Here is a 22,621-nt window from a genome sequence, read left to right on the forward strand (position 1 = left end):
TGTTTCAGTTTTGTCGAGGGTGGAGTTCGTGTAAAGAGCCCACGCTTCAAGATTTTTGAGCCAGCGGATTACACCGCCGGACAAGTTGGCCCACCGGCCGATGAGGGGAATAGCGATGCGCACCGATACCGGCCATGTCTTCAAGCTGGAAGAATACCGCCCGAGCGCCTACCACATCCTTGAGGCCGACCTGACCTTTCGGCTGGACCCGAACGCAACCCAGGTCATCGCCACCCTGACTGTCGAGCGGGTGCCCGATGCCGACTCGTCGGTGCCGCTGGTGCTCGACGGAGACGGGCTGGCCCTCAAGCGCATCGCGATCGACGGCGAAGAACTTTCATCCAATGCCTATGACGCGACGCCTGACCAGTTGACACTTGCCAAACTTCCAGCGGCAAGGCGGTTCGAGCTGCTGCTCGAAACGGTGCTGTCGCCTGACGACAACACCGCACTGATGGGGCTTTACCGCTCCAGCGGCGTCTATTGCACGCAATGCGAGGCCGAGGGCTTCCGCCGCATCACCTACTTCCTCGACCGTCCCGACAATCTCTGCGTCTTCACGGTGCGCATCGAAGCCGCACGCGAGTACGCGCCCGTCCTGCTTTCCAACGGCAATCCGGTCGAAAGTGGCGATCTCGGCGGTGGTCGCCATTATGCCGTATGGCACGACCCGTTCCCCAAACCGTCCTATTTGTTCGCGCTGGTCGCCGGCGACCTCGGCAAGATCACCGACGAGTTCGTCACCATGTCCGGCCGCTCGGTCGCTCTCGGCATCTATGTCGAACATGGCAAGGAGGCGCGCGCCGCCTATGCAATGGACGCGCTCAAGCGCTCGATGAAGTGGGACGAGGTGACATTCGGCCGCGAATATGATCTCGATGTGTTCAACATCGTCGCCGTGTCGGATTTCAACATGGGCGCGATGGAGAACAAGGGCCTCAACATCTTCAACGACAAATATGTGCTGGCCGACCAGGAAACCGCCACCGATGCCGATTTCGCCAATATCGAGGCGGTAATCGCGCATGAATATTTCCACAATTGGACAGGCAACAGAATCACTTGCCGCGACTGGTTCCAGCTCTGCCTGAAGGAAGGGCTGACCGTTTACCGCGACCATGAATTCTCCGCCGACCAGCGCTCGCGTGCCGTCAAGCGCATCGCCGAAGTGCGCACGTTGCGCGCGCAGCAGTTCCCCGAAGACCAGGGGCCGCTGGCGCATCCGGTCAGGCCGCGCCGCTATCGCGAGATCAACAATTTCTACACGGCGACCGTCTACGAAAAAGGTTCGGAAGTGGTGCGCATGATCCGTACCATCCTTGGGGCCGAGGCGTTCCGCGCCGGCATGGATCTCTATTTCGAACGCCATGACGGCCAGGCGGTGACGATCGAGGATTTCCTCAAGGTTTTCGAGGATGCCTCGGGCCGCGACCTCGCGCAGTTCGCGCTCTGGTATCATCAGGCTGGTACGCCGTCGATTACCGCGCGAACCGCCTATCATCCGGCGGCCAAAGAGTTCGTGCTCGACATCGAGCAATCGGTGCCGCCGACGCCTTCGGAAAACCGCAAGCGCCTGACGCACATTCCGCTCGCCTTCGGGTTGGTCGGCAAAGACGGCAGGGACATCGTGCCCGGGGCGATCGAGGGCGCCGCCGTCGAAAACGGCGTCATTCATGTGCGCAAGCGTCGGCACACCATTCGCTTTTCGGGCATGGCGGAACGGCCGGTCCTGTCGCTCAACCGCGGCTTTTCCGCCCCCATAACGCTGTCGCTGCAACAAAAGGCGGACGACCGCTTTTTTCTTGCCGCCAAAGACAGCGACGCCTTTTCACGTTGGCAGGCTTTCAACGGGCTTTTGACGGATGCCCTGGTGGCGGCATTCCGACAAACATTGGGCGGCAAGAAGGTGCAGTTTTCGACCAGGCTTCTGGCGCTCGCCGGCGCGATCGCGGCAGACGAAAGCCTGGAGCCGGCCTACCGCGCGCTGGCGCTGTCCCTGCCCGGCGAGGCCGACATTGCCCGCGAGATCGGCAAAGCAATCGATCCCGATGCCATTTTCGCCGGACGTGAGGCGCTCGTCGGCGCAATCGCCAATGCGAACAAGGCTTTGTTCGGTGATCTTTACGCGTCGTTCGCCGACAATGGTCCGTTCAGCCCCGATGCGGCAAGCGCCGGGCAGCGGGCATTGCGCAATGTGCTGCTTGACTACCTTGCCACTCAACCGGAAGGCGCGGCGCTGGCTTCCAGCCATTTCGACGCGGCCACGAACATGACGGACCGGGCGGCGGCCCTCGCGACACTGGTTCACCGTCACACAGCCTCACCGGAAGCTAGCGAAGCACTTGCGGCTTTCGAGGCGCGCTTTCGCGCGGCGCCGCTGGCCATGGACAAATGGTTCCAGATCCAGGCCACCACGCCCGGCAGCCAGTCGGTCGACACCGTGCGCGCGCTGATCGCCCATCCGGCCTTTTCGATGACCAATCCAAACCGGCTGCGCGCATTGATCGGCACATTCGCCAATGCCAACCAGACCGGCTTCAACCGCGCAGATGGCGAGGGCTATCGCCTGTTTGCCGACATTGTGACCCGGACGGACAGGAACAACCCGCAATTGGCGGCGCGGCTTGCCACCGCGCTGCGCTCGTGGCGCTCGCTGGAGCCCGGCCGGCAGATGAAAGCGCGCGAGGCTCTGGTATCCATCGCCAATGCCGGCAATCTTTCGACCGATTTGCGCGATATCGTCGAACGCACGCTCGCATAACCGGGACCACTTTTCCGGATCATGCTCCCTTCAAGCATGATCTTGTCGGAAAACCGGGGACCACTTTTCCGGATCATGCTTTAGCCGATTTTCAATCTTTTTTGCCCGCGCCTCTGGACAAGGCGAATCACCTTTGATTCTTTATGGATGATTCGGAAGTGCGGTGTAGCCGAATCATCATGTGACAAATCGGGGAGCCATTTCATGGCTAAGGCGGACGCGTGGGGCGCGCCCGGTGGGATCGTTTTTGAGCGGCACAAGGCGGCGCGACGCCGGTGCGGCCCGACGGGAAACACGCGCCTTATCGCCAAACCTGCCTATCAGAAGCTTGTGGCGGCCGAGCCCCTTCTGCGCCGCATGATTCCGGCCCTGATCGTCGTCTTTCTCGTCGTGGTTGCCACGCTTCGCTTGCTTTCGCTGCTCAACTGGCATGACGAGATCGAACGCAACGCCAAGGCGTTGCTGGCCCTTTCGGCCGGCGAACTGGTGCGTGCCGGCGTTCAGGCAGGCGACCCGACCGCTTACGACCTGATCGAGACGATCGACGCCCGTGGTGCGCTTGGCCCGGCCTATGTTCTGGCCCTGACCGACAGCGCGCTCAGGATCGGCGCGGTAAAGCCACGCTCGTCACGCTGGCACGGACGGGCGTTGGACGAGATCATCACCGGCGGCCAACCGCTGTTCCTGTTCGGCGACAAGGCCGGAGTGATGACCGTCAGCATCGGCGGTCGGGACTGGTATGCTGCGGTTCATCTTCGTGACGACAGGAAGGGGGCTGCGGCCGCACTGGTGCCGCAGGATGACGTCTTTGCCGAATGGCGCAAAACCGTTTCGCTCAATGTTACGCTTTTCGTGCTGACCGCCGGCGTGCTCATCATCGTGCTCTACGCCTATTTCAGCCAGGTGGCGCGCGCGCAGGCGGCGGACCGGCTCTATATGGAAGGCCATCAGCGGGTGGACATGGCGCTGGTGCGCGGCCGCTGCGGCCTGTGGGACTGGGACATGGTGCGCGGCAAGATGTACTGGTCCCACTCGATGTATGAGATGCTCGGCTACGAACCGTGCGAAACCATGCTTTCCTTCGGTGAGGTCGATGAGATCATCCATCCCGAGGACGGCAATCTCTTCGAGATCGCCAACCGCATCATGGCGCGCGAGATCGATCAGGTCGATCAGATCTTTCGCATGCGGCATGCCGACGGCCAATGGGTGTGGATGCGTGTGCGCGCCGAGGTGATGGACCCCGATGCGGCGGAGATCCAGCTTATCGGCATCGCCGTCGATATCACCGAACAGCGCCATCTGGCGCAGCGTTCGGAAGCGGCGGACCTCAGATTGCGGACGGCCATCGAGAACATCACCGAATCCTTCGTGCTGTGGGACTCGGCGCAGCGCCTCATCATGTGCAACACCAAATATCAGCAGGACAACGGCCTGTCGGATCGCGATGTGATGCCCGGCACCCCGCGCACCACGCTCGAGGAGCGCATGCTGGCCTTCGCCTCGGAGCGGCGGCTGGTGAATTCAAACGGCGCGGGAGGCGGTGTGACCTTCGAGCGGCAATTGCGGGACGGCCGCTGGCTGCAGGTCAACGAATTGCGTACCCGCGACGGCGGCACCGTGTCGGTCGGCTCCGACATCACACAGATCAAGCAGCATCAGGAAAAACTGGTCGATAGCGAACGTCGCCTGATGGCGACGATTCACGACCTCAGCCTGGCGCGACGCGCCGAGGAGGAGCGCACGCGCGAACTGGTCGACCTGAACCGTAAATACATGCGCGAGAAGGACCGCGCCGAGGCTGCCAACCAGGCCAAATCCGAATTTCTGGCCAACATGTCGCATGAATTGCGTACGCCGCTCAACGCCATCATCGGCTTTTCGGAACTGATGCAGCAGAAGCTGTTCGGCCCCCTCGGCTCAAGCCGCTATGAGGAATATTCCGGCGACATCAATTCCAGCGGCAAATACCTGCTCGGCGTCATCAATGATATTCTCGACATGTCGAAGATCGAAGCCGGCCAGTTCTCGATGGAGCGCGAGGAGATCGATCTTTGCCCGCTTATCCGCGAGACGGTGCGCGTCGTCTCGCTACAGGCGGCGCAGAAGGCGATCACCGTGGAAACCCGCATCGCCGATTCCATGACGTTGTTCGCCGACCGCCGGGCGATCAAGCAGATCGCCATCAATCTTTTGTCCAACGCGGTGAAATTCACCGGTCAGGGCGGGCGCATCTCGGTCAGGGCGCGCAAAGCCTCGGGCGCGCTGATCCTGAGTATCGAAGACAATGGCTGCGGCATCCCCAAACCGGCATTGGCCAAGCTCGGGCGGCCGTTCGAGCAGGTGCAGAACCAGTTTTCCAAGAACCATGCCGGATCGGGTCTGGGCCTCGCGATTTCGCGCTCACTGGCCGAACTGCATGGCGGCGCGCTGAAAATCCGCTCGACGGAAGGCACCGGCACGATCGTTTCCGTGCGCATCCCTGTCCGCAAGGGACGCACACCGCTCAAGGCCGCCGCTTAGAGCAGAATGACGTCCAGTTGAATCGCGGGCTGCTCTAAGCTCTTGTTTTGACGCATGATCTTATCCGAAAAGTCTGCAATTTTTCGGAATCAGGCTCGAACTACTTCCGCTTGCCACGAATCAGCGTGTCAAAATGCCTGCGCACCGTGATGGCGGTTTCATTGAGATGCGCTTCGAGCACGGAAAAATCCGGCAGATCGGTCGCGGCCAGCAGAAGGTCGGCAAGGCCGGGCGGCACGTCGTTGCGGTCGAAGCCACTCACCAGGCATAGCCGGATCATCTGGGTGAGTGCCATGTAAAGGGCTGCCGCGTCACTAAGGTCCTGCCGCATCTGCGCCGGCGCGAAATCCGGCGTCAGCCGAGCGATGATCTCGGCAGTGTTGGTGCTGCGGACCTCGCCCTCGATGGCGCCGATCAGAACGGCCGTCTGGGCGATGAATTCCAGATCGATCAGCCCGCCGGGAACGAGCTTGATGTCCCACAAATCGCGCGGCGGCTTTTCCTCTTCGATCAGCGCGCGCATTTCGGCGGCATCGCGCAGCACTTTCTTCCTGTCGTGCGGCAGGGCGAGAAGCGCTGAAATCTCGGACTCGACCTCTGTGCACAAGGCGTCGTCGCCGGCAATCGCGCGGGCGCGCGTCAGCGCCATCTGCTCCCAGGTCCAGGCTTCGCTGCGCTGATATTTACGGAAGGCGTCGATATGCGTGGCGACCGGCCCCTTGTTGCCGGAGGGGCGCAAGCGCAGGTCAAGCTCGTAAAGAATGCCCTCGGCGGTCGGGGCCGACACGGCAGCGATCAGGCGTTGAGTCAGGCGAGCAAAATAATGCGAGGGAGCAAGCGGCTTTTCGCCGTCCGATTCTTCCGCTTCGGCATCATGGTCGTAAAGCAGGATGAGATCGACGTCCGAGCCCGCCGTCAGTTCACGGCTGCCGAGCTTTCCCATGCCGAGCAACGCCAGGCGGCCGCCCGAAACACGGCCATGACGCATTGCGAACTCTTCCACAACAGCCTGCAAGGCGGCGCCGATGGTCAGATCCGCCAGATGCGAGAACGCCCTGCCCGCCCTTGCCGGATCGATGGAGCCGGCCAAAAGCCGCACGCCGATCAGGAATTTCTGTTCGAGGGCAAAGATGCGCAGGCGATCGAGAATTTCTTCGTAAGACCGGTCGCTGCCCAGAAAGGCGGCAAGCCGCGCCGAAAGATAGGCGCGATCGGGAAGTTCGCTGAGCAGGGCCGGATCGAGCAGACCGTCGAAAACGTGCGGCTGGCGGGTGATGGCGGCGGCAAGCCGAGGCGCCGCACCCATGATCGTCGCCAACAGGCGCAGCAGAGCCGGTTTCGACTGCAACAGCGAAAAAAGCTGGATGCCAGCCGGCAGGCCGGCCAGCAATTCATCGAAGCGCATCAGCGCCTCGTCGGCGCGCCGGGTTTCGCCGAACGCCTTGAGCAGCGCAGGCGTCAGTTCCGTCAGGCGTTCCCGCGCCTCGGCCGAGCGGGTGACGCGGTAGCGCCCGAAATGCCAGCCGCGAATGACCCGGCAGATATCGCTCGGCCTCTGGAAGCCGAGTTCATTGAGGGTATGCAGCGTGTCGGGGTCGTCCACGTCACCGGTGAAGACCAGATTGCCGACGCCCGCAGAAAGCTGCGGCGCGGTTTCGAACAGGGCCGCATAATGCCGCTCGACATCACCCAGCGTCTCACGGAACGCCGTGGAAAAGGCATCGGCATCATCAAAGGCCAGCATAAGCGCAATGCGCTCCAGTTCCTCGTCGTGATCCGGCAGAGTGTGGGTCTGCTCGTCGGCGACCATCTGGATGGCGTGCTCGACACGGCGCAAGAACCAGTAATCGCGCACAAGCGCGTCGCGCGCTTCGGCGGTGATCCAGCCGCGCTCGGCCAATCGTCCCAGCATCGGCACCGTGCCGCGCCCGCGCAGTTCAGGGAACCGACCGCCGGCGATCAGTTGCTGCGTCTGCACGAAGAACTCGATCTCGCGGATGCCGCCCCGACCGAGCTTGACATTGTGGCCCTTGACCGCGATTTCTCCGTGCCCCTTGTGGGTATGGATCTGGCGCTTGATGGAGTGGACATCGGCAATCGCCGCATAATCCATATATTTGCGCCAGATATAGGGGGTGAGTTCCTTGAGGAAGGCTTCGCCGGCGGCGAGATCACCGGCAACCGGGCGGGCCTTGATCATGGCGGCACGCTCCCAGTTCTGGCCGCGCCCTTCATAATAGGTCAGCGCCGCTTCGACCGGGATTGCCAGCGGCGTCGATCCAGGGTCGGGACGCAGGCGAAGGTCGGTACGGAATACATAACCATTCTCCGTACGGTCTTGCAGGATGCGCACCAGCCGGCGCGTGAGGCGCGAAAACAGGTCAGTGGCGTCGAGCCGATCCAGGATGGCCGGCGCCGACGGCTCGAAGAACACGATCAGATCGATATCGGAGGAGAAATTGAGTTCGTGGGCGCCAAGCTTGCCCATGCCAAGCACGATCCAGCCCGAACCTTCAGCCGGGTTTTGCGCATCGGGCAGCTTGAGCTTGCCTTGGCGATGGGCGTCGCGCAGCAGGAAATCGACGGCACAGCCGACACAGGCATCCGCCAGCACGCTAAGCCGCTTCACCGTTTCGGGTGCCTCGGCTTCTCCGGCCAGATCGGCAAGCGCGATCAGGAAATGCGCCTCGGCCTTGAGGTGACGCAAATCCTTCATCAATCCGGATTCCGTCACATCTTGGGCATCAGCCAATCGCCCGATCCGGGCTGTCACGGCATCGAGCCGCTGCGCAACCGTCTGCTCGAACAGTCTGTCCAGGAATTGCGGGCAGCGGCGCGCAAGATCGCGCAGAAAGGGCGAGAGATCGAAAACGGCGGCCAGAAAGTCCTGAATCGTCCCCTTTTTCTTTAGAAATCGCACCAGCCGCGACAGGTCCGCCTCGGTGGCAGCCAATGCGATTTCGTCAAGTTCTTCATGTGCCGCTTCAAAGTCGAGCGGTTTCAGCGCAAGCACGGGCCGCAACTGAAAATCCGTCCCGGTTCGGTTTGCGGCCTTGCTGGTCGCCATCAATCGTCCTGCCGTTCGGGAAAGCTCATGACAACGGATAATCCGGGATCACCCGGCAAAAGATCAAGCCGTCCGTTGTGAAATTTCATGATCGCCTTGGCTAGACTGAGACCAAGGCCCGATCCCGGCTGAGAGCGGCTTTTCTCCAGCCGCACGAAACGTTCGGTGGCGCGTGCGCGATCGGCCTCGTCGGGTATGCCATGGCCATTATCGGAAACCGTCAGCCGGATCTCACCGGCGGTCTTTTCCAGAACGACCCGCACGCTCGGATTCTGCGTCGAATCAGTGGAATATTTGATGGCGTTATCAACGATGTTGGTCAGCGCCTGGCCAATCAGTTCGCGGTTTCCGTTCACCGAAAGGCTCTCGTCGGCCGACGCTTCCAGCGTCACCCCCGCCTCCTCCGCTGCGGGTTCGTAAAGCTCGACGACATCGTGCACCGTCGCCGCCAGATCGACCAACACCATGCTTTCGGATGAATGACCGGCTTCCATCCGCGAGATCATCAGGATGGCGTTGAAGGTCTTGATAAGCTGATCCGATTCACCGATCGTCGCCTCCAGCGCCTCGCGGTAATCCGCGACCTTATGCTTGCCCGCGAGCGTCGCCTCCGCCCGGTTTCTCAACCGCGTCAGCGGAGTCTTGAGATCGTGGGCGATATTGTCGGAAACCTGCTTCAAGCCCTCGTTGAGAGTGGCGATCCGCGCCAGCATGGCGTTGAGGTTTTCAGCCAACCGGTCGAACTCGTCGCCCGCGCCGGTTACCGGCAGCCGGCCGGAAAGATCGCCGCCCATGATGCGCCGGCTCGCCTGCGAGACGTTGTCGATCCGCCGCAAGGCGGCGCGGCCGACCAGAAACCAGATCAAAAGCCCGCCGATCGCCATCATGCCGAGCGCCAGAACCAGCGCGCGCCGCACGATGTCGCGAAAGCGTTCCGGCTCGCCAAGGTCGCGCCCGACCAGCATGATCATCCTGTTGGGCAGGCGCAGCACCACGGCGATCGCGTTGTGGCGCTTATCGTCATCCTGGACGGCATTTTCCTGCTCCGCCTGGCCCGGTCCGGTTCCCTCGCTGCGCAAACGCTCCAATTCGCCTTCGCCGAAGCGGCGATAGGTGAACGGGCGCTTTGTCCAACCGTCGGTCTCGAGCACGCCCGGTTCGAGGCTCTGGACGTTGCCGGTCAGGATCTCGCCATTGACGCCGGCAATCAGGTAGAGATTGGCGCCCGGCTGATGCGAGCGCTGCTCGACCACCCGCACCAGCATCGGCAAGCCGCCACGCTGATAGGCATGGGCGAGGCCAAGAACTTCATCGTTGATGGTTTCCTGCGTCTGCGTCATCAGCATGCGCACGGACAACGAGGTCATGTAAAAGACCAGGAGCATCGCGCACAGGGCGAACAGAAGCAGATACAGCGCGGAAAGCCGCGCCGCCGTCGTCTTCATGATGGCGGGCAGCGACAGCGCCATGCCGATCAGGCCTTCAACATATATCCCGCACCGCGAACGGTGTGCAGGATCGGCTTGTCGAAGCCCTTTTCGATCTTGCCGCGCAAGCGCGATACATGAACGTCGATGACATTGGTCTGAGGGTCGAAATGATAGTCCCAGACATTTTCGAGCAACATCGTGCGCGTCACCACCTGCCCGGCATGGCGCATCAGATATTCGAGCAGGCGAAATTCACGCGGCTGGAGAATGATCTCGACCGTGGCGCGCCTGACCGAATGCGACAGCCGGTCAAGTTCCAGGTCGCCGACATGGTAGACCGTCTCGCTTTCCTTGGCGCCCGCGCGCCGGTCAAGCACCTCGACACGCGCCAGAAGCTCTGAAAAGGCGTAGGGCTTGGTCAAATAGTCATCACCGCCGGCGCGCAAGCCCGTGACGCGATCGTCCACCTGGCCAAGTGCGGAAAGGATCAGCGCGGGCGTGGTGTTTCCGCGCGAACGCAATTCAGCGATCACGGAAAGCCCGTCGCGGCGCGGCATCATGCGATCGACGACCATCACGTCGTACTCGCCGGCATCGGCCAGGGCAAAGCCGGTTTCACCGTCACCAGCGATATGCACGGTATGGCCAGCCTCGGCAAAAGCCTTCTGCAGATACTCGGCGGTCTCGCGGTCGTCTTCTATGATAAGAATCTTCATGAAGCGATTATACGCAATTTCGCCTGATTGGATGGAAGACATCTTCGATCACCTCGAACTGCGGAGGCAAGACCAAACGGCAGCGGACTGCACGTCCGCTGCCGCCGGGGCCGGCTGCGACGACTGACTGACATGACCAGGCCCCGTTTTCCCCGTGACCGCTATGGAAACGTCCAGACCGGCCACGGGGAGCGGATCGCGCGCTCAGCCCTTGTCGATGGGGAGCGCCACGAAGCGGTTGCTGTCATTGCGGGTGATCTGCACGAGCACCGACTTGCGTCCGGCCTTGGCTGCGTCTTCCATGGCCTGCTTGACATCTGCCGTGCCATTAACTTCTTCCGAATTGACGGCGGTAATGACGTCACCGGCCCGGATGCCGCGATCGGCCGCGGCACTGTCGGGATCGACATCGGCCACGACAAGGCCATGGCCGTCATCCGATTGGGTGACCGTCAGGCCGAGATCGGCCAACGAACCGGACGTCTCGGATTGCGGCGCAGACTGCTGATCGTTCGAGGCGAGCTTGGCCTGACTGGGCATCTTTCCGAGATCGACGGAAACCTGCTTCGACTCGCCGTCATGCCAGATCGTGACATCGACCGACTTACCTGGTGAATAGGCGGCAATCATGCGGGCCAGTTCCTTGGTGGAAGGAACGTCCTTGCCAGCCACCTGGGTAATGACATCGCCGGGCACGATACCGGCCGCCTTGGCCGGGCTGTCATCCTGCGTGCTGGCGACCAGCGCACCCTTGGCATCCGGCAGGCCCAGAGATTCGGCGATGTCCTTGGTCACGGGCTGTATCTCGACACCCAGCCAACCGCGCGACACCGAGCCGTTCTTGATGAGATCTTCGACCACGCCCTTGGCGGTCGAAGCCGGGATATCGAAGGCGATGCCGACGCTGCCGCCGGACGGTGAGAAGATGGCGGTATTGATACCGACGACCTGGCCACTGAGATTGAAGGTCGGGCCACCCGAATTGCCGCGGTTCACCGGAGCATCGATCTGGATGAAGTCGTCGTAAGGGCCGGCGCCGATATCACGTCCGCGGGCCGAGACGATACCCGCGGTGACCGTACCGCCGAGACCGAACGGATTGCCCACGGCAACCACCCAGTCGCCGACGCGAACCTTGGCATCGTCGGCGAACTGGACATAGGTGAACTTGCGGCCTTCACCCTCGACCTTGAGCACGGCAAGATCGGTGCGGGGATCGGTGCCGACCAGCTTGGCATCGAGTTCCTTGCCGTCATTAAGGACGACCGTATAGGCAGAGCCTTCCTTGACGACATGGTTGTTGGTGACCAGATAGCCATCTTCGGAGATGAAGAAGCCCGAGCCCTGGGCCACCGGCCGCAATTTGCCATCGCGGCGCTTATGCTGGCGATGGTCGTTTTGTGGGCCAAACTCACGAAACTGCTTGAAGAAGCGCCGCAGTTGCGGATTGTCCGGCAGGCCATCCGGCCCCTGGAACATCTGGAAGCTATTGTCATCCGCCGGCTGGACATCCGATTTGACGCGAACACTGACGACGGCGGGGGAAACCTGTTCGACAAGATCGGCAAAGGAAGGAACTTGCGGCGCCTGGACATGAACGGCATCCGCCAGGACGGGCATCGTGCCGGTGGTGGTGATACCGAAACCGATGGCGCCGGCAATCGCGAGCGATGCAGCAGCGGCCATCAGGCTTTTGCGGGTACGGGACAGGAAATGTGGAGCAGTTTTCATGGGGGAATCCTCTTGATCCGGGATGCTGCAACTGCATCCTCTGTCAGAGGGATATGGCAGCCCACATTACCGGCTCATTTCCGGCACATGAAACTTTGTTAATGTTCGAGGATCGGGCGAAAAGCTTGCTCCGGTTTTCCGCATTGTTCCGATGCTCGCTTTGGAAATTATGCGCGGACGGAAACGTCACTCGCGCTTCAGAGCCGTATCGAGCGCGGCCTGCTCCTCCGACGACAGGGGCTGCGGCAGCGGCGAGCGGCGCTTGCCGCGCGCCGACCACAGCATGAACACGCCGCCGGCAAGCAACAGCAGAACAGGCGTTCCCCACAGCAAGGCGTTCTGAAGATCGAAGCGCGGCTTCAAAAGCACGAATTCGCCATAGCGCGAGACGAGATAATCGAGAACCTGCTCGTCGGTATCGCCGGCTTTCAACCGCTGGCGCACCAGAATGCGCAAATCCCGCGCCAGATCGGCATCGGATTCGTCGATCGACTGGTTCTGGCACACCATGCAGCGCACCTGCCCGGAGAGTTCGCGGGCGCGGGCTTCAAGTGCCGGATCCTTCAGCATCTCATCGGGCTGAACGGCCTGGGCCACGCCGGCAAAAAGCAGCGTCAGCAGGAAGGCGGCAAGCCCCAGCGACAGACGCGACATCACGCCTGTCCCGCTGCCTTGGCGGTCGCCGCACGCTTGCGGCGAGCCGGTGCGCCGACGCGCAATCTCCGATCCAGCAGTGACATCGCCGCCCCTGCCATCATCACCAGGCCGCCGAGCCAGATCAGCGTCACCAGCGGTTTCCACCAGGCACGCACGACCACCGATCCGTCCTTGGCCTCATCGCCCATCGAGACGTAAAGCTGGCTGAACCCCACCGTCATGATGCCGGCTTCGGTGGTGGTCGTCTGCCGAGCTTGATAAAGGCGCTTGGCCGACCAAAGCTCGCCAATTTCGCGCCCCTTGGCGTCGGCAAGGCTGAAATGACCGCGCAATTCGGTGTAATTCGGCCCCCGGCCAGGAACCAACCCGTCGAAAGTCAGCGTGCGGCCGGCAATTTCGACGCTCTGGCCGGAATGCATGGTGAGAATCCGCTCCGCGCCGAAATTGAGCGTGCCGACCATGCCCAACACGGTGACGCCCAGCCCCATATGCGCCAGGGCGGTGCCGAACACCGAGCGCGGCAGGCCGAGGAAACGCCGGACCATGACGTCGGGTGCCGCACTGCCCGCCCCCGACTTGACCGCAAGATCGGTCAGCGCGCCGCAGATCAGCCAGAAGGCGATGCCAGAGCCAATCGCCGCCAGCACCGAACCGCCATCGATGAACAGGCCCGTCACCAGCGCCGCCACCAGCGCGATGGCGAAGGCCGTCATCAGGCGCTGGCCGGCGGCAAGGACGTCGCCGCGTTTCCATGCAAGCAGCGGGCCGAATGGCACCAGCAGAAGCAGCGGCACCATCAGCGGCGCGAATGTCAGGTTGAAGAAGGGCGGACCGACCGAAATCTTGTCGCCGGAAATGGCTTCGAGCGCCAGCGGATAGAGGGTGCCGACCAGAACGGTTGCCGTCGCCGTGGTCAGGAACAGATTGTTGAGGACCAGCGCGCCTTCGCGCGAGATCGGCTGGAACAGGCCGCCCGCCGACAAGGTGGAAGCGCGCAGCGCGAACAGCGCCAGCGAACCGCCGATGAAGAATGTCAGGATCGCCAGGATGAAGACACCGCGCGTCGGGTCGGTGGCGAAAGCATGCACCGAGGTCAGCACGCCGGAGCGCACCAGGAAGGTGCCGAGCAGCGACAGCGAGAAGGTCAGGATCGACAGAAGCAGCGTCCAGATCTTCAGTGCCGAGCGCTTTTCCATGACGATGGCCGAATGGAGCAGCGCGGTGCCCGCCAGCCACGGCATGAAGGAAGCGTTTTCGACCGGGTCCCAGAACCAGAAGCCGCCCCAGCCAAGCTCGTAATAGGCCCAGTAGGAGCCCATGGCGATGCCGCCGGTCAGGAACATCCATGCAAGCAGCGTCCACGGGCGCACCCAGCGCGCCCATGAGGCATCGATGCGCCCCTCGATCAGCGCGGCGACGGAAAAGGCGAAGCAGATCGAAAAGCCGACATAACCGAGATAAAGCAGCGGCGGATGCACGGCGAGGCCGATATCCTGAAGGATCGGGTTGAGGTCGCGGCCCTCGATGGGTGCCGGCGAGATACGCGTGAACGGGTTGGACGTGGTGAGGATGAACAGGAAGAACGCCGCGCCGATCCAGCCTTGAACGGCCAGCACATTGGCTTTCAGCGTCGGCGGCAGATTGTTGCCGAACAGCGCGACGAGCGCGCCGAAAAAGGTGAGGATCAACACCCAGAGCAGCATCGAGCCTTCGTGATTGCCCCAGGTGCCGGTAATCTTGTAAAGCAGCGGCTGCAAGGAATGCGAGTTCTCCCACACGCTGAGCACCGAGAAATCGGAACGCGCATAGGCGCTCGCCAGCGCGACGAAGGATAGTGCGGTCATCGCGAAGCCGGTGAGCGCGACGGGTGCGGCCACGGCCATCATCCGCTCGTTCCTGATGCGCGCGCCGATCATGGGCAGGCTCATCTGAACCAAGGCCAGTACGAAGGCCAGAACGAGCGCGAAATGTCCGATCTCAACCATGCCGTCTATCCACCCTGATCTTCCTGCCAAAGCCCCTTGGCCTTGAGGCGGTCGGCCACGTCCTTGGGCATGTAGCGCTCGTCATGCTTGGCAAGAACGCTATCGGCGACAAAGACGCCGTTCGGCCCGAGCGTGCCCTCGGTAATCACGCCCTGATCCTCGCGAAAAAGGTCGGGCAGGATACCAGTGTAAGTCACCTTGACGGATTTTTCGTGGTCAGTCACGGCAAAGGTTACCGTAGCACCTTTGTCGCGCACGATGCTGCCCTTCTCGACGATGCCGCCGAGGCGGATGCGCTGCCCCGGTTGCAGATGCGCGGTTTCGAGATCGACCGGCATATAAAAATAGGATGCCTTCTGGCCGATCGCGTAGAAGGTCAGGCCGGTGGCCGCGGCGAGAAACAGCAGGCCGCCGAGGATAACCGACAATCGTTTCTGCTTGCGGGTCATTGTTTCCTCGCAATCCCGACGGAAGCGGCAAAGGCGACGAGTTTCTTCGCCTCTTCGCTATCCTTGCCAAAGGCGGCGACGGCACGATCGAGCGCATCGAGCGCCTCGGCTTTCCTGTCGAGCACCGCATAGGAGCGGATGAGCTTCTGCCAGCCTTCGGCGTCGTCCGGATTATGCCTGAGCCGATCGTCGAGGCTCGCCACCATCGTCTCGATCATCGCCTGACGATCCTGCGGCGACATCGAAGCGGCTGCGTCAATTTGATTCTGGTCGGGCCCTGCCGGGCGGTCCGCATCGGCCACCTTGTCGCCGGACTCGGCCAGCGCCTGTTCGACCGCGTTACGCCAGGACGAGTTTTGCGGCAGGTCGGCGAGCATCTTGCGCAATGCCGCAACGGCGTCCTGCTTGCGGCCCTCCTGCGCCAGCCCGACAGCCAGGAAAAACTGCGCTTTGGCGTTTTTCGGGTCGAGCTTCAAGGCCGCCTGGAACGCGCTTTGAGCCTCGGCCGAGATCATGCCGCCCTGCTGGTTGGCAAGCGCCTCGCCCAATCCGGCCTGCCTGCCGGCGGTGGAGCCCTCGAGGCGGATGGCATTGCGATAGGCGGTGGCCGAATCGGAAAAGCGTTGCATGCGCAGATAGACCGGCGCCAGCACATCCCACCCACGGCCGTCATTCGGATTTTCGGCCAGATGGGACTCGGCGCGCGCAATGAGTTCATCGACGGAACTGTCGGCCGGGTTCTTGGTCAGGCGGTCGGCCAGAGGCTGCGACGGAAGATCGGGTGAGCCCAACGCGCCATAGAGGCCCCAGCTTATCAGCGGCACGGCAAGCACGGCCGCCGCAGCAATGAGCCGCACGTCTCTCGGCGCGCTCGCTTCAGCCTTGTTCGCCTGTTTTTCCGCACTCGCGACGCGGATGATGCGGCGGGCGACCTCGGCGCGCGCTTCCTGGGCATCCGAGGGCGGGATCAGCCCGCGTTCCGTATCCTTGTCGAGTTCGGCAAGCTGGTCGCGATAGACTTCGAGGTCATGCTCCGCACCCGCCGGCGCGGTTTTTGGACGGCGCGTCAACGGCAACAGGACCGCCAGGCTCGCGCCCAGCGTCAGAAGAGCGGCTATGACCCAGAACACCATGCGCCTTCAATAAACGCAGCGCCAAGCTATGCCAACATCGCGACGGTGCGACGCTTTGACGAGTCGGGAGAGATCGGCGCTGATCCAGCCGGGGGTCAGGTCAGCGGCGTCCAGCTTCCGTCAGGGTTGCGGCATGCCGTGCCGCGCGCGATCGCGCTGGCGCTGCCGGTAAAGACAGTCTGCTTATATTGCCGGCAATTCTGCGAGCCGACCTGATAGGGCTGGGCCGCGACCACCTCTCCGCGACGGTTCTGTTTCCCCGTCCAGGCCACGACCTTGCCGCTCGGCGTATATTCAAGCGCCTTGTATTCGGCTTCCAGGGCCGTCCGCTTCTCGGCGCCGGTCAGGCCGGCACCGACCGATCCGCCGACCAGTCCGCCATGCATGGCCGAAATGATCGAGGCCCCAACCGTATCGCCGCCGCCGACGCCAAGACTTGCCAAAACTCCACCTGTTTCGCGATTAGCCCCGCCTGTCGTGCCGCAACCGGAAAGCGCCAAAGCGCCGGCGAGAAGTGTCAGATGAAATTTCATGCGAATATCGTTCCCCGTCCTTCAACATCTTCCATGCGATGCGGGGCGCATAGGGCTGATATTTGGTCGAAGTTTGACCTGCTTCCATCCCTTCGCCGCATCATGCAATGCTTCGCAACCGCACGACCGCCCGCAATCCGCCCGAAGCGGACCGTTCCAGCGCCAAGCTTCCTCCATATTCGTTGACAAGATCTGTCACAATGGCAAGCCCCAATCCGGTGCCGGGTTTCGTCTCGTCGAGGCGCCTGCCCCGCTTCATCGCCTCGCGCGCCTTGTCCTCGGGAATACCTGGACCATCGTCTTCTATAGCGAACTCGACCCACATGTCGGCCTCATCGCCTTCGATCTGCCGGACCGACAGGGACACCGACGCCTTCGCCCATTTCACCGCATTTTCCAGAAGATTGCCGAGCATTTCCTCCAGATCCGCGCGCTCGCCGGCAAACAGCACCTCCTGCGCGGGCAGGGAAAGCGAAAAACGGATATTCGGATTGAGCTTTTGCATGACGCGCGCCATGCGCTGCGCCAACGGCTTGACCGCGGTGCGGTAAACGACGCTGTCACGTTGCGCGGCGACACGCGCGCGTTGCAGATAATGCTCGACCTGGCCCTGCATCGATACCGCTTGATCGGCGATCAGCTTTCCCTTGGCGCCGCCCAGCGCGCGGCCCTCATTGAGGAGCACGGCAAGCGGTGTCTTCAAGGAATGTGCGAGGTTGCCCACCTGCGTGCGTGAGCGTTCGACAATGCGTTTATTATTTTCGATCAAGGCATTGGTTTCATTGGCCAGCGGCTCGATCTCGGCAGGAAAGCGCCCGTCCAGCCGATGCGCGGTGCCTTCGCGAATCATCGCCAGCGCATTGCGCACCCGCCGCAGCGGTTGCAGGCCGACAAGGATGGCAATGGCGTTAATGGCAATCATGCCGACGCCGAATAGCGACAGATAGGTCAGCAGGCGCCCCTGGAACCTGCTGATCTCACTTTCCAATTCGGTTTCGTTGCCCATCACGCGAAAGCGCGCGGCATGGTTCTTGGCATCGAGAACGAATTCGCTCTCGAACACCTCGACCTCCTCGCCGTCGATTCCTTCAGTGATATAGCTGCGCTGGAACTCTGAATTGAATGGCACTTCCGCCGCGGTGGGCGATGGGATCGGCTGTATCATCGAAGGGGAGTGGAGTTCTCCGCTGACACCGGGCGAAGCCGGCTCGACCGACCAGTACCAACCCGAATTCGGCTCGGAAAAGCGTAGATCCCCGAGGTCCGGCGAACCCGTCAGACGTCCGGTTTCGGAGATGCCGACAGAACCGATAAGATTGAACAAATGCGCCGAAAGCAGGCTGTCGAAGCCGCGCTCGCTCGCCTGGCGGTAAAGCGTGTTGATAAGGGTGAAGATCACGACCAGCGCCAACACGGCCCAGATCGTCGAGAAGGCAATCACCCGAAATGTCAGCGAACGCGGCCAGAAGCGCCACCAGGCGGATTTTCGTCCCGGTCGCGTCAAAGCGCGCCGCGATTTATCAGATTCGCTGCGCACGCGTTGCGGTTCAGCCCTGCTCTGGTTCACGCATGCGGTATCCCATGCCGCGCACCGTTTCGATCATATCGACACCCATCTTCTTGCGCAGGCGGCCGACAAAGACCTCGATCGTGTTGGAATCGCGGTCGAAATCCTGATCGTAGAGATGTTCGACCAACTCAGTACGCGAAACCACCTCGCCCATATGGTGCATCAGATAGGCAAGCAGCCGGAACTCATGTGACGTCAGCTTGAGTGGCACGCCGTCGACATCGGCCTTGGAGGCCTTTGTGTCGAGCCGCAGCGGCCCACACATCAGTTCGGAAGACGCATGGCCGGCAGCGCGGCGTATGAGCGCCCTTACCCTCGCCAGCACTTCCTCGATGTGAAACGGCTTGGTGACGTAATCGTCGGCGCCGGCGTCGATGCCGGACACCTTGTCGCTCCAGCGGTCGCGCGCCGTCAATATCAGGACCGGCATCTTGCGGCCGTCGCGCCGCCACCGCTCGACCACTGAAATGCCGTCCATCTGCGGCAAGCCGATATCGAGGACAACGGCGTCGTAAGGCTCGGTGTCGCCGAGAAAATGCCCTTCCTCGCCGTCGAAGGCACGATCCACCACATAGCCGGCATCGGCCAGCGCATCGGAAATCTGCCTGTTCAGATCCTTGTCATCTTCAACGACCAGTATGCGCATGCAACCCCTATACCCGGTAGCTGAAAGGAAGGCCGATATAAGCCGATTCCCGAAATGCTGGAAACAGCGGCGGCATCAGCCCTGCGGCACCACGATCTCCGTACGGCGCGGACGCTGCCCGTCCTTACCCGGAACCAGAACGACAATGACGCAGACCTGCTGCCCGCCGCGACTGCCTTGCGAGGCCTTGGCCAGCGTGCCGCCCTTCTGCGCGGCCACCTGCTGGCCAATGGCATAGCAACTCGCAGCCAAGGTCGGCGGCGTGGCAAAACCAAGCGCGCACAAGGCCAAAATAGCCGAACGAATGAGGGGACCAGGCCGTTTCATGCTGCCTTCCTACCGCATCCGTGCTGAACACGATATGAATGTCGGCTTCATCAGCTTGCTCCCTCCCGAAGATCAACTCATGGATCGGGACTGAATGTCCAATCCGCTCGGCGGGAAGCCTAGCCGATCCTATGCTTGGCCGACAACCGACCAAAGACCGCGATCAGTCCGGAAACGGCGCTGACGGCCTGCAACATCGTGTCGGTAAAGGCCGAGCCGTCGAATCCGTCGAGCGGAATGCCGGTGAGACCAGCGGCTCCGGTGATGATGGTAACGATCGAGGCCCAGATGGTTCTGGAAAGATACCAGGGTTTTACTGCCGTCATTCTTGCTTCTCCTTCTGCTTGGTTGAGTTTTAAAACGTGAAGCTGCGGTGCGCCGGCAGACCCCAGCCGACGGCTGTGCTGAACTGGCGCACGGTGATCTCGATTTCAGGTGGCAAAGCCGCGAAGTCGTTCAGGATCGCGGCCTGCGGATAGAGCCAGCGCGGTGCGTCGACCATTTCGGTTCGCAGCACGGGACCGCCAGGCGCGGCGATCTCCAGCCGGTATTGTTCGACGGCCTCGCCGAGCGGGATTTCGCTGCCCTGCCAACTGTCTCCGCCGATACGGCTGCGCCTGATCCATGAAAACGCAAGATCGGCGCCCATCCATCGCGCCTTGAGATGGACCGGCGAAAACGGCAGCAAGGCACGTAGGCCGCCGGTTTCCGCCACGGTCAGGAAATTGTCGTCGGACAGGTCGGAAGCTGACGGGCCGATGCGCCAATTGAGCAGGAGCCCGATTTCGCTGGCCTGCAATCCCGCCGGCACGACCGCATCGTCCAGCACAACGAAGTCCGCGCCAGTTAGTGCGCCTGCCAGCATGGCATCGTCCGTGCCCAGTTGCCCGCGGACGAGGCCGGAAAGACGCCATGCCTGCGGCGTCACTTCCTCGGCGGTCTGGAACTGGACGATCTCCCATGCGCCCGAAGCCGAACGGATCGCCGCCGCATTGGCGCCATTCAGCAATTGCGCCATGGCGACGCTGACCACTTCAGCATCGAACAGTTCGACGCCGATCGTGCTCGACCGGTCGACCCGTCCCATGGAACCCGGCGGCAGCGGCTCGATCAGCCGGCCGAGCCGCGCCGGTCTGGCGACCACCCCGCGCGGGGCAAAGCCGGTATCCTGCGGCGACACATAGAGCGATTGGCTGCGCTATGGCTTCTGCCAGGCGGCGACGCGAAACTGCTGTTGCGCCTCGCCTTCACCGATGCCCATCGGCAGGTCGAGGAACAGGGCATGAGGCTGCCCGGTGACGATTGCCGGCACCGGCATGACCGGTCGGGAAACATCCCGCCAGGGTGCGGGCAGGCAAACGCCGGCCTGCCGGGCCGAGACCTTTCGTGCCAGGCCGTCCTCGATCTCCGTCACCAGAAAATCGGACGGACTGCCGGAGGAAGGCAGGCGGACAATCGCGCCGGGCGCGATGTCGGCGTTCGGCTGCGGCACCGAGAAGGTGAGCGTCTCGCGCCGAACCCAGATGCGGTCGAGCCAATCCTCCAGAAGTGCTGACGCCTGGCCCTTTTCAAGCACGCCGGGGAAAGAGAGGTTTTTCTGGCGGCTGCCCTTTGCGCCCAATCGGTATCGTCGCGCCGTTCCCGCCTGATAGTCGCGGAAGGGATCGGTGAAGCCGAGCAGCGCCTCGGCCGGCAGATCATGGTCGGGCGCACGCACGCTTTCGACCATCGGCCCGCTGTCGCCGAGAACGAGTTCCGTAACCTCCAGCGCCGGCGCACGCCTTGTGCGGCCATGCCGGAAGACCAGTTCGCCACCCTCCTCGCTGACGATCAGATCGAAAATATCCATCAGCGGCTCAAGCGCGGCGCGCGCCGAGGTCGGGTCGGAGACCGCATAGCCGCAAACCGTGCCCTCGACCGCTTCCACGCGTGCCGGCGGCTGGCCGTGATCGGCCAATATGGCGTTGATGAGCGAACCGAGATCGGGATTGGCCAGCCGGCCGTTCAGCCAATGGCCATGGCTCCAGTTGGCGCTATCGGACCAAAGATCGCTGCGCATGGGAAAAGCCGGAAACGGTCGCGCATCCCAGGCCCAGAGATAAAGCCGATCCGGGTCGACCATCGGCCCGCCATAGACGGGCGAGGCCGGATTACCGGAGCTTCCGGACTGCCAATGATCCAGATGCGCCTCGATGTAGCGGCGCTGCGCGATGTCGGAACGCCCGCCATGCGAGAAATACGGCAAGGCGCTTTCCACAGACTTCGGATCGGGAAAGACATTCGGCTGGTTCGGCCCCTTGTCCACCGCCGGGCAGCCGAATTCGGTGAACCAGATAGGCTTGCCGGCCGGCACCCATGCCGTCGGGCTAGGCTCAGGACTCATTGATTATATCCAGAAGATGACGGCTGCTGCGATGCAGATTGCCGAGAAGAAGGTGTGTGCGCACCGGTCGTATCGGGTTGCGATGCGGCGCCAGTCCTTGAGCTTGGCGAACAGGTTCTCAACCTTGTGGCGCTGGCGATAGAGTGCCTTGTCGTAGGCGTATGGGACCTTGCGGCTGCGGCTCGACGGAATGCAGGGTTTGATGCCGCGTGCTTCGAGTTCGGTCCGGAACCAGGCGCTGTCGTAGCCGCGATCGGCGATCAGGTGTGAAGCGCTCGGCAAGGCGTCGAGCACCATGCGGGCGCCCTTGTGGTCGCTCATCTGGCCTTCCGACAAAAGCAGGATGATCGGCCGGCCTTCACCGTCGCAGACGGTGTGGAGCTTGGAGTTCAGCCCACCCTTGGTTCGCCCGATACGACGGGGAACATCCCCCTTTTGAGCAGGCTCGCCGCCGTGCGATGAGCCTTCAGATGCGTCGCGTCGATCATGATGCGCTCGGGTTTCGGTCCTTCTCCGGCAAGCCCTGCGAAGATACGGTCGAACACGCCCATCAGACTCCAGCGGATGAAACGGTTGTAGAGCGTCTTGTGCGGGCCGTAGCCAGCCGGCGCATCCTTCCACTGCAGCCCGTTGCGGATCACGTAGACGATGCCGCTCACCACCCGCCGGTCGTCAACCCTCGGCACCCCGTGCGACAGCGGGAAGAATGG

General features: G+C 62.5%; 18 protein-coding genes. 2 read left to right on the forward strand and 16 right to left on the reverse strand.

All coding sequences use genetic code 11. The features are described from left to right. Nucleotides 1-115 precede the first annotated feature (115 nt). Together pepN and BFN67_RS22070 are read left to right on the forward strand one after the other, a co-directional pair. A complete protein-coding gene (gene pepN, locus BFN67_RS22065) occupies nt 116-2,761 on the forward strand; it encodes an aminopeptidase N (protein WP_080921605.1) in 2,646 nt (881 codons plus the stop codon). A gap of 204 nt (nt 2,762-2,965) precedes the next feature. Continuing rightward, on the forward strand, nt 2,966-5,284 hold the full coding sequence (locus BFN67_RS22070) for a PAS domain-containing sensor histidine kinase (protein ID WP_080921606.1): 2,319 nt from the start codon (nt 2,966-2,968) through the stop codon (nt 5,282-5,284). Between the two features lie 100 nt (nt 5,285-5,384). Here BFN67_RS22070 and BFN67_RS22075 read toward each other — a convergent pair whose 3' ends face one another. The 16 genes from BFN67_RS22075 to BFN67_RS22150 all read right to left on the reverse strand — a co-directional run. Next, complete coding sequence (locus BFN67_RS22075) at nt 5,385-8,351, reverse strand: bifunctional [glutamine synthetase] adenylyltransferase/[glutamine synthetase]-adenylyl-L-tyrosine phosphorylase (protein ID WP_080921607.1); 2,967 nt, start codon at nt 8,349-8,351, stop codon at nt 5,385-5,387. Continuing rightward, nucleotides 8,351-9,820, reverse strand: a complete 1,470-nt coding sequence (locus BFN67_RS22080) for a sensor histidine kinase (RefSeq protein WP_080921608.1) — start codon at nt 9,818-9,820, stop codon at nt 8,351-8,353. The genes BFN67_RS22075 and BFN67_RS22080 overlap by 1 nt, the downstream gene beginning before the upstream one ends. A gap of 5 nt (nt 9,821-9,825) precedes the next feature. Continuing rightward, entirely contained in the window at nt 9,826-10,497 is a 672-nt protein-coding gene (locus BFN67_RS22085) for a response regulator transcription factor (protein ID WP_080921609.1), read from the reverse strand. A gap of 204 nt (nt 10,498-10,701) precedes the next feature. After that, nucleotides 10,702-12,228 (reverse strand): Do family serine endopeptidase, encoded by a 1,527-nt coding sequence (locus BFN67_RS22090; protein WP_080921610.1) that lies wholly within the window; start codon nt 12,226-12,228, stop codon nt 10,702-10,704. Between the two features lie 186 nt (nt 12,229-12,414). After that, on the reverse strand, nt 12,415-12,885 hold the full coding sequence (locus BFN67_RS22095; RefSeq protein ID WP_139789292.1) for a cytochrome c-type biogenesis protein: 471 nt from the start codon (nt 12,883-12,885) through the stop codon (nt 12,415-12,417). Beyond that, nucleotides 12,882-14,870 (reverse strand): heme lyase CcmF/NrfE family subunit, encoded by a 1,989-nt coding sequence (locus tag BFN67_RS22100; RefSeq protein ID WP_080921612.1) that lies wholly within the window; start codon nt 14,868-14,870, stop codon nt 12,882-12,884. Before BFN67_RS22100 ends, BFN67_RS22095 begins: the two co-directional genes overlap by 4 nt. A gap of 5 nt (nt 14,871-14,875) precedes the next feature. Beyond that, the gene (gene ccmE / locus BFN67_RS22105) at nt 14,876-15,319 is read right to left on the reverse strand and encodes a cytochrome c maturation protein CcmE (protein WP_080921613.1); all 444 of its coding nucleotides are present in this window, start codon (nt 15,317-15,319) and stop codon (nt 14,876-14,878) included. After that, a complete protein-coding gene (ccmI, locus tag BFN67_RS22110) occupies nt 15,316-16,452 on the reverse strand; it encodes a c-type cytochrome biogenesis protein CcmI (protein ID WP_080921614.1) in 1,137 nt (378 codons plus the stop codon). Before ccmI ends, ccmE begins: the two co-directional genes overlap by 4 nt. A gap of 95 nt (nt 16,453-16,547) precedes the next feature. Continuing rightward, nucleotides 16,548-16,985: a hypothetical protein gene (locus BFN67_RS22115; RefSeq protein WP_080921615.1), complete on the reverse strand. Its 438-nt coding sequence runs from the start codon at nt 16,983-16,985 to the stop codon at nt 16,548-16,550. Between the two features lie 100 nt (nt 16,986-17,085). Then, the gene (locus BFN67_RS22120) at nt 17,086-18,489 is read right to left on the reverse strand and encodes a sensor histidine kinase (RefSeq protein WP_139789294.1); all 1,404 of its coding nucleotides are present in this window, start codon (nt 18,487-18,489) and stop codon (nt 17,086-17,088) included. Nucleotides 18,490-18,532: 43 nt separating this feature from the next. Next, complete coding sequence (locus BFN67_RS22125; protein ID WP_080921616.1) at nt 18,533-19,201, reverse strand: response regulator transcription factor; 669 nt, start codon at nt 19,199-19,201, stop codon at nt 18,533-18,535. Nucleotides 19,202-19,276: 75 nt separating this feature from the next. Next, the gene (locus BFN67_RS22130) at nt 19,277-19,528 is read right to left on the reverse strand and encodes a hypothetical protein (protein ID WP_080921617.1); all 252 of its coding nucleotides are present in this window, start codon (nt 19,526-19,528) and stop codon (nt 19,277-19,279) included. Nucleotides 19,529-19,647: 119 nt separating this feature from the next. Beyond that, complete coding sequence (locus tag BFN67_RS22135; protein ID WP_080921618.1) at nt 19,648-19,854, reverse strand: hypothetical protein; 207 nt, start codon at nt 19,852-19,854, stop codon at nt 19,648-19,650. A gap of 29 nt (nt 19,855-19,883) precedes the next feature. Continuing rightward, nucleotides 19,884-20,708, reverse strand: a complete 825-nt coding sequence (locus BFN67_RS22140) for a GTA baseplate fiber-binding domain-containing protein (protein WP_080921619.1) — start codon at nt 20,706-20,708, stop codon at nt 19,884-19,886. Between the two features lie 18 nt (nt 20,709-20,726). Beyond that, nucleotides 20,727-21,911 (reverse strand): baseplate megatron protein TIM-barrel domain-containing protein, encoded by a 1,185-nt coding sequence (locus BFN67_RS22145; protein WP_080921620.1) that lies wholly within the window; start codon nt 21,909-21,911, stop codon nt 20,727-20,729. A 3-nt stretch (nt 21,912-21,914) separates the two neighbouring features. After that, a protein-coding gene (locus BFN67_RS22150; RefSeq protein WP_139789220.1) for an IS5 family transposase occupies nt 21,915-22,621 on the reverse strand; the annotation gives its coding sequence in 2 pieces (ribosomal slippage) (nt 21,915-22,336 and nt 22,336-22,621; 708 coding nt annotated over the 2 pieces). This gene is flagged as partial in the annotation.

The sequence above is a fragment of the Manganibacter manganicus genome (assembly GCF_002075885.1).
GTDB lineage: Bacteria > Pseudomonadota > Alphaproteobacteria > Rhizobiales > Rhizobiaceae > Mesorhizobium > Mesorhizobium manganicum.

Coding starts and splice junctions, on each gene's coding strand:
- pepN (WP_080921605.1), top strand. CDS start 116: ATGCGCACCGATACCGGCCATGTCTTCAAGCTGGAAGAATACCGCCCG.
- BFN67_RS22070 (WP_080921606.1), top strand. CDS start 2,966: ATGGCTAAGGCGGACGCGTGGGGCGCGCCCGGTGGGATCGTTTTTGAG.
- BFN67_RS22075 (WP_080921607.1), bottom strand. CDS start 8,351: ATGGCGACCAGCAAGGCCGCAAACCGAACCGGGACGGATTTTCAGTTG.
- BFN67_RS22080 (WP_080921608.1), bottom strand. CDS start 9,820: ATGGCGCTGTCGCTGCCCGCCATCATGAAGACGACGGCGGCGCGGCTT.
- BFN67_RS22085 (WP_080921609.1), bottom strand. CDS start 10,497: ATGAAGATTCTTATCATAGAAGACGACCGCGAGACCGCCGAGTATCTG.
- BFN67_RS22090 (WP_080921610.1), bottom strand. CDS start 12,228: ATGAAAACTGCTCCACATTTCCTGTCCCGTACCCGCAAAAGCCTGATG.
- BFN67_RS22100 (WP_080921612.1), bottom strand. CDS start 14,870: ATGGTTGAGATCGGACATTTCGCGCTCGTTCTGGCCTTCGTACTGGCC.
- ccmE (WP_080921613.1), bottom strand. CDS start 15,319: ATGACCCGCAAGCAGAAACGATTGTCGGTTATCCTCGGCGGCCTGCTG.
- ccmI (WP_080921614.1), bottom strand. CDS start 16,452: ATGGTGTTCTGGGTCATAGCCGCTCTTCTGACGCTGGGCGCGAGCCTG.
- BFN67_RS22115 (WP_080921615.1), bottom strand. CDS start 16,985: ATGAAATTTCATCTGACACTTCTCGCCGGCGCTTTGGCGCTTTCCGGT.
- BFN67_RS22125 (WP_080921616.1), bottom strand. CDS start 19,201: ATGCGCATACTGGTCGTTGAAGATGACAAGGATCTGAACAGGCAGATT.
- BFN67_RS22130 (WP_080921617.1), bottom strand. CDS start 19,528: ATGAAACGGCCTGGTCCCCTCATTCGTTCGGCTATTTTGGCCTTGTGC.
- BFN67_RS22135 (WP_080921618.1), bottom strand. CDS start 19,854: ATGACGGCAGTAAAACCCTGGTATCTTTCCAGAACCATCTGGGCCTCG.
- BFN67_RS22145 (WP_080921620.1), bottom strand. CDS start 21,911: ATGAGTCCTGAGCCTAGCCCGACGGCATGGGTGCCGGCCGGCAAGCCT.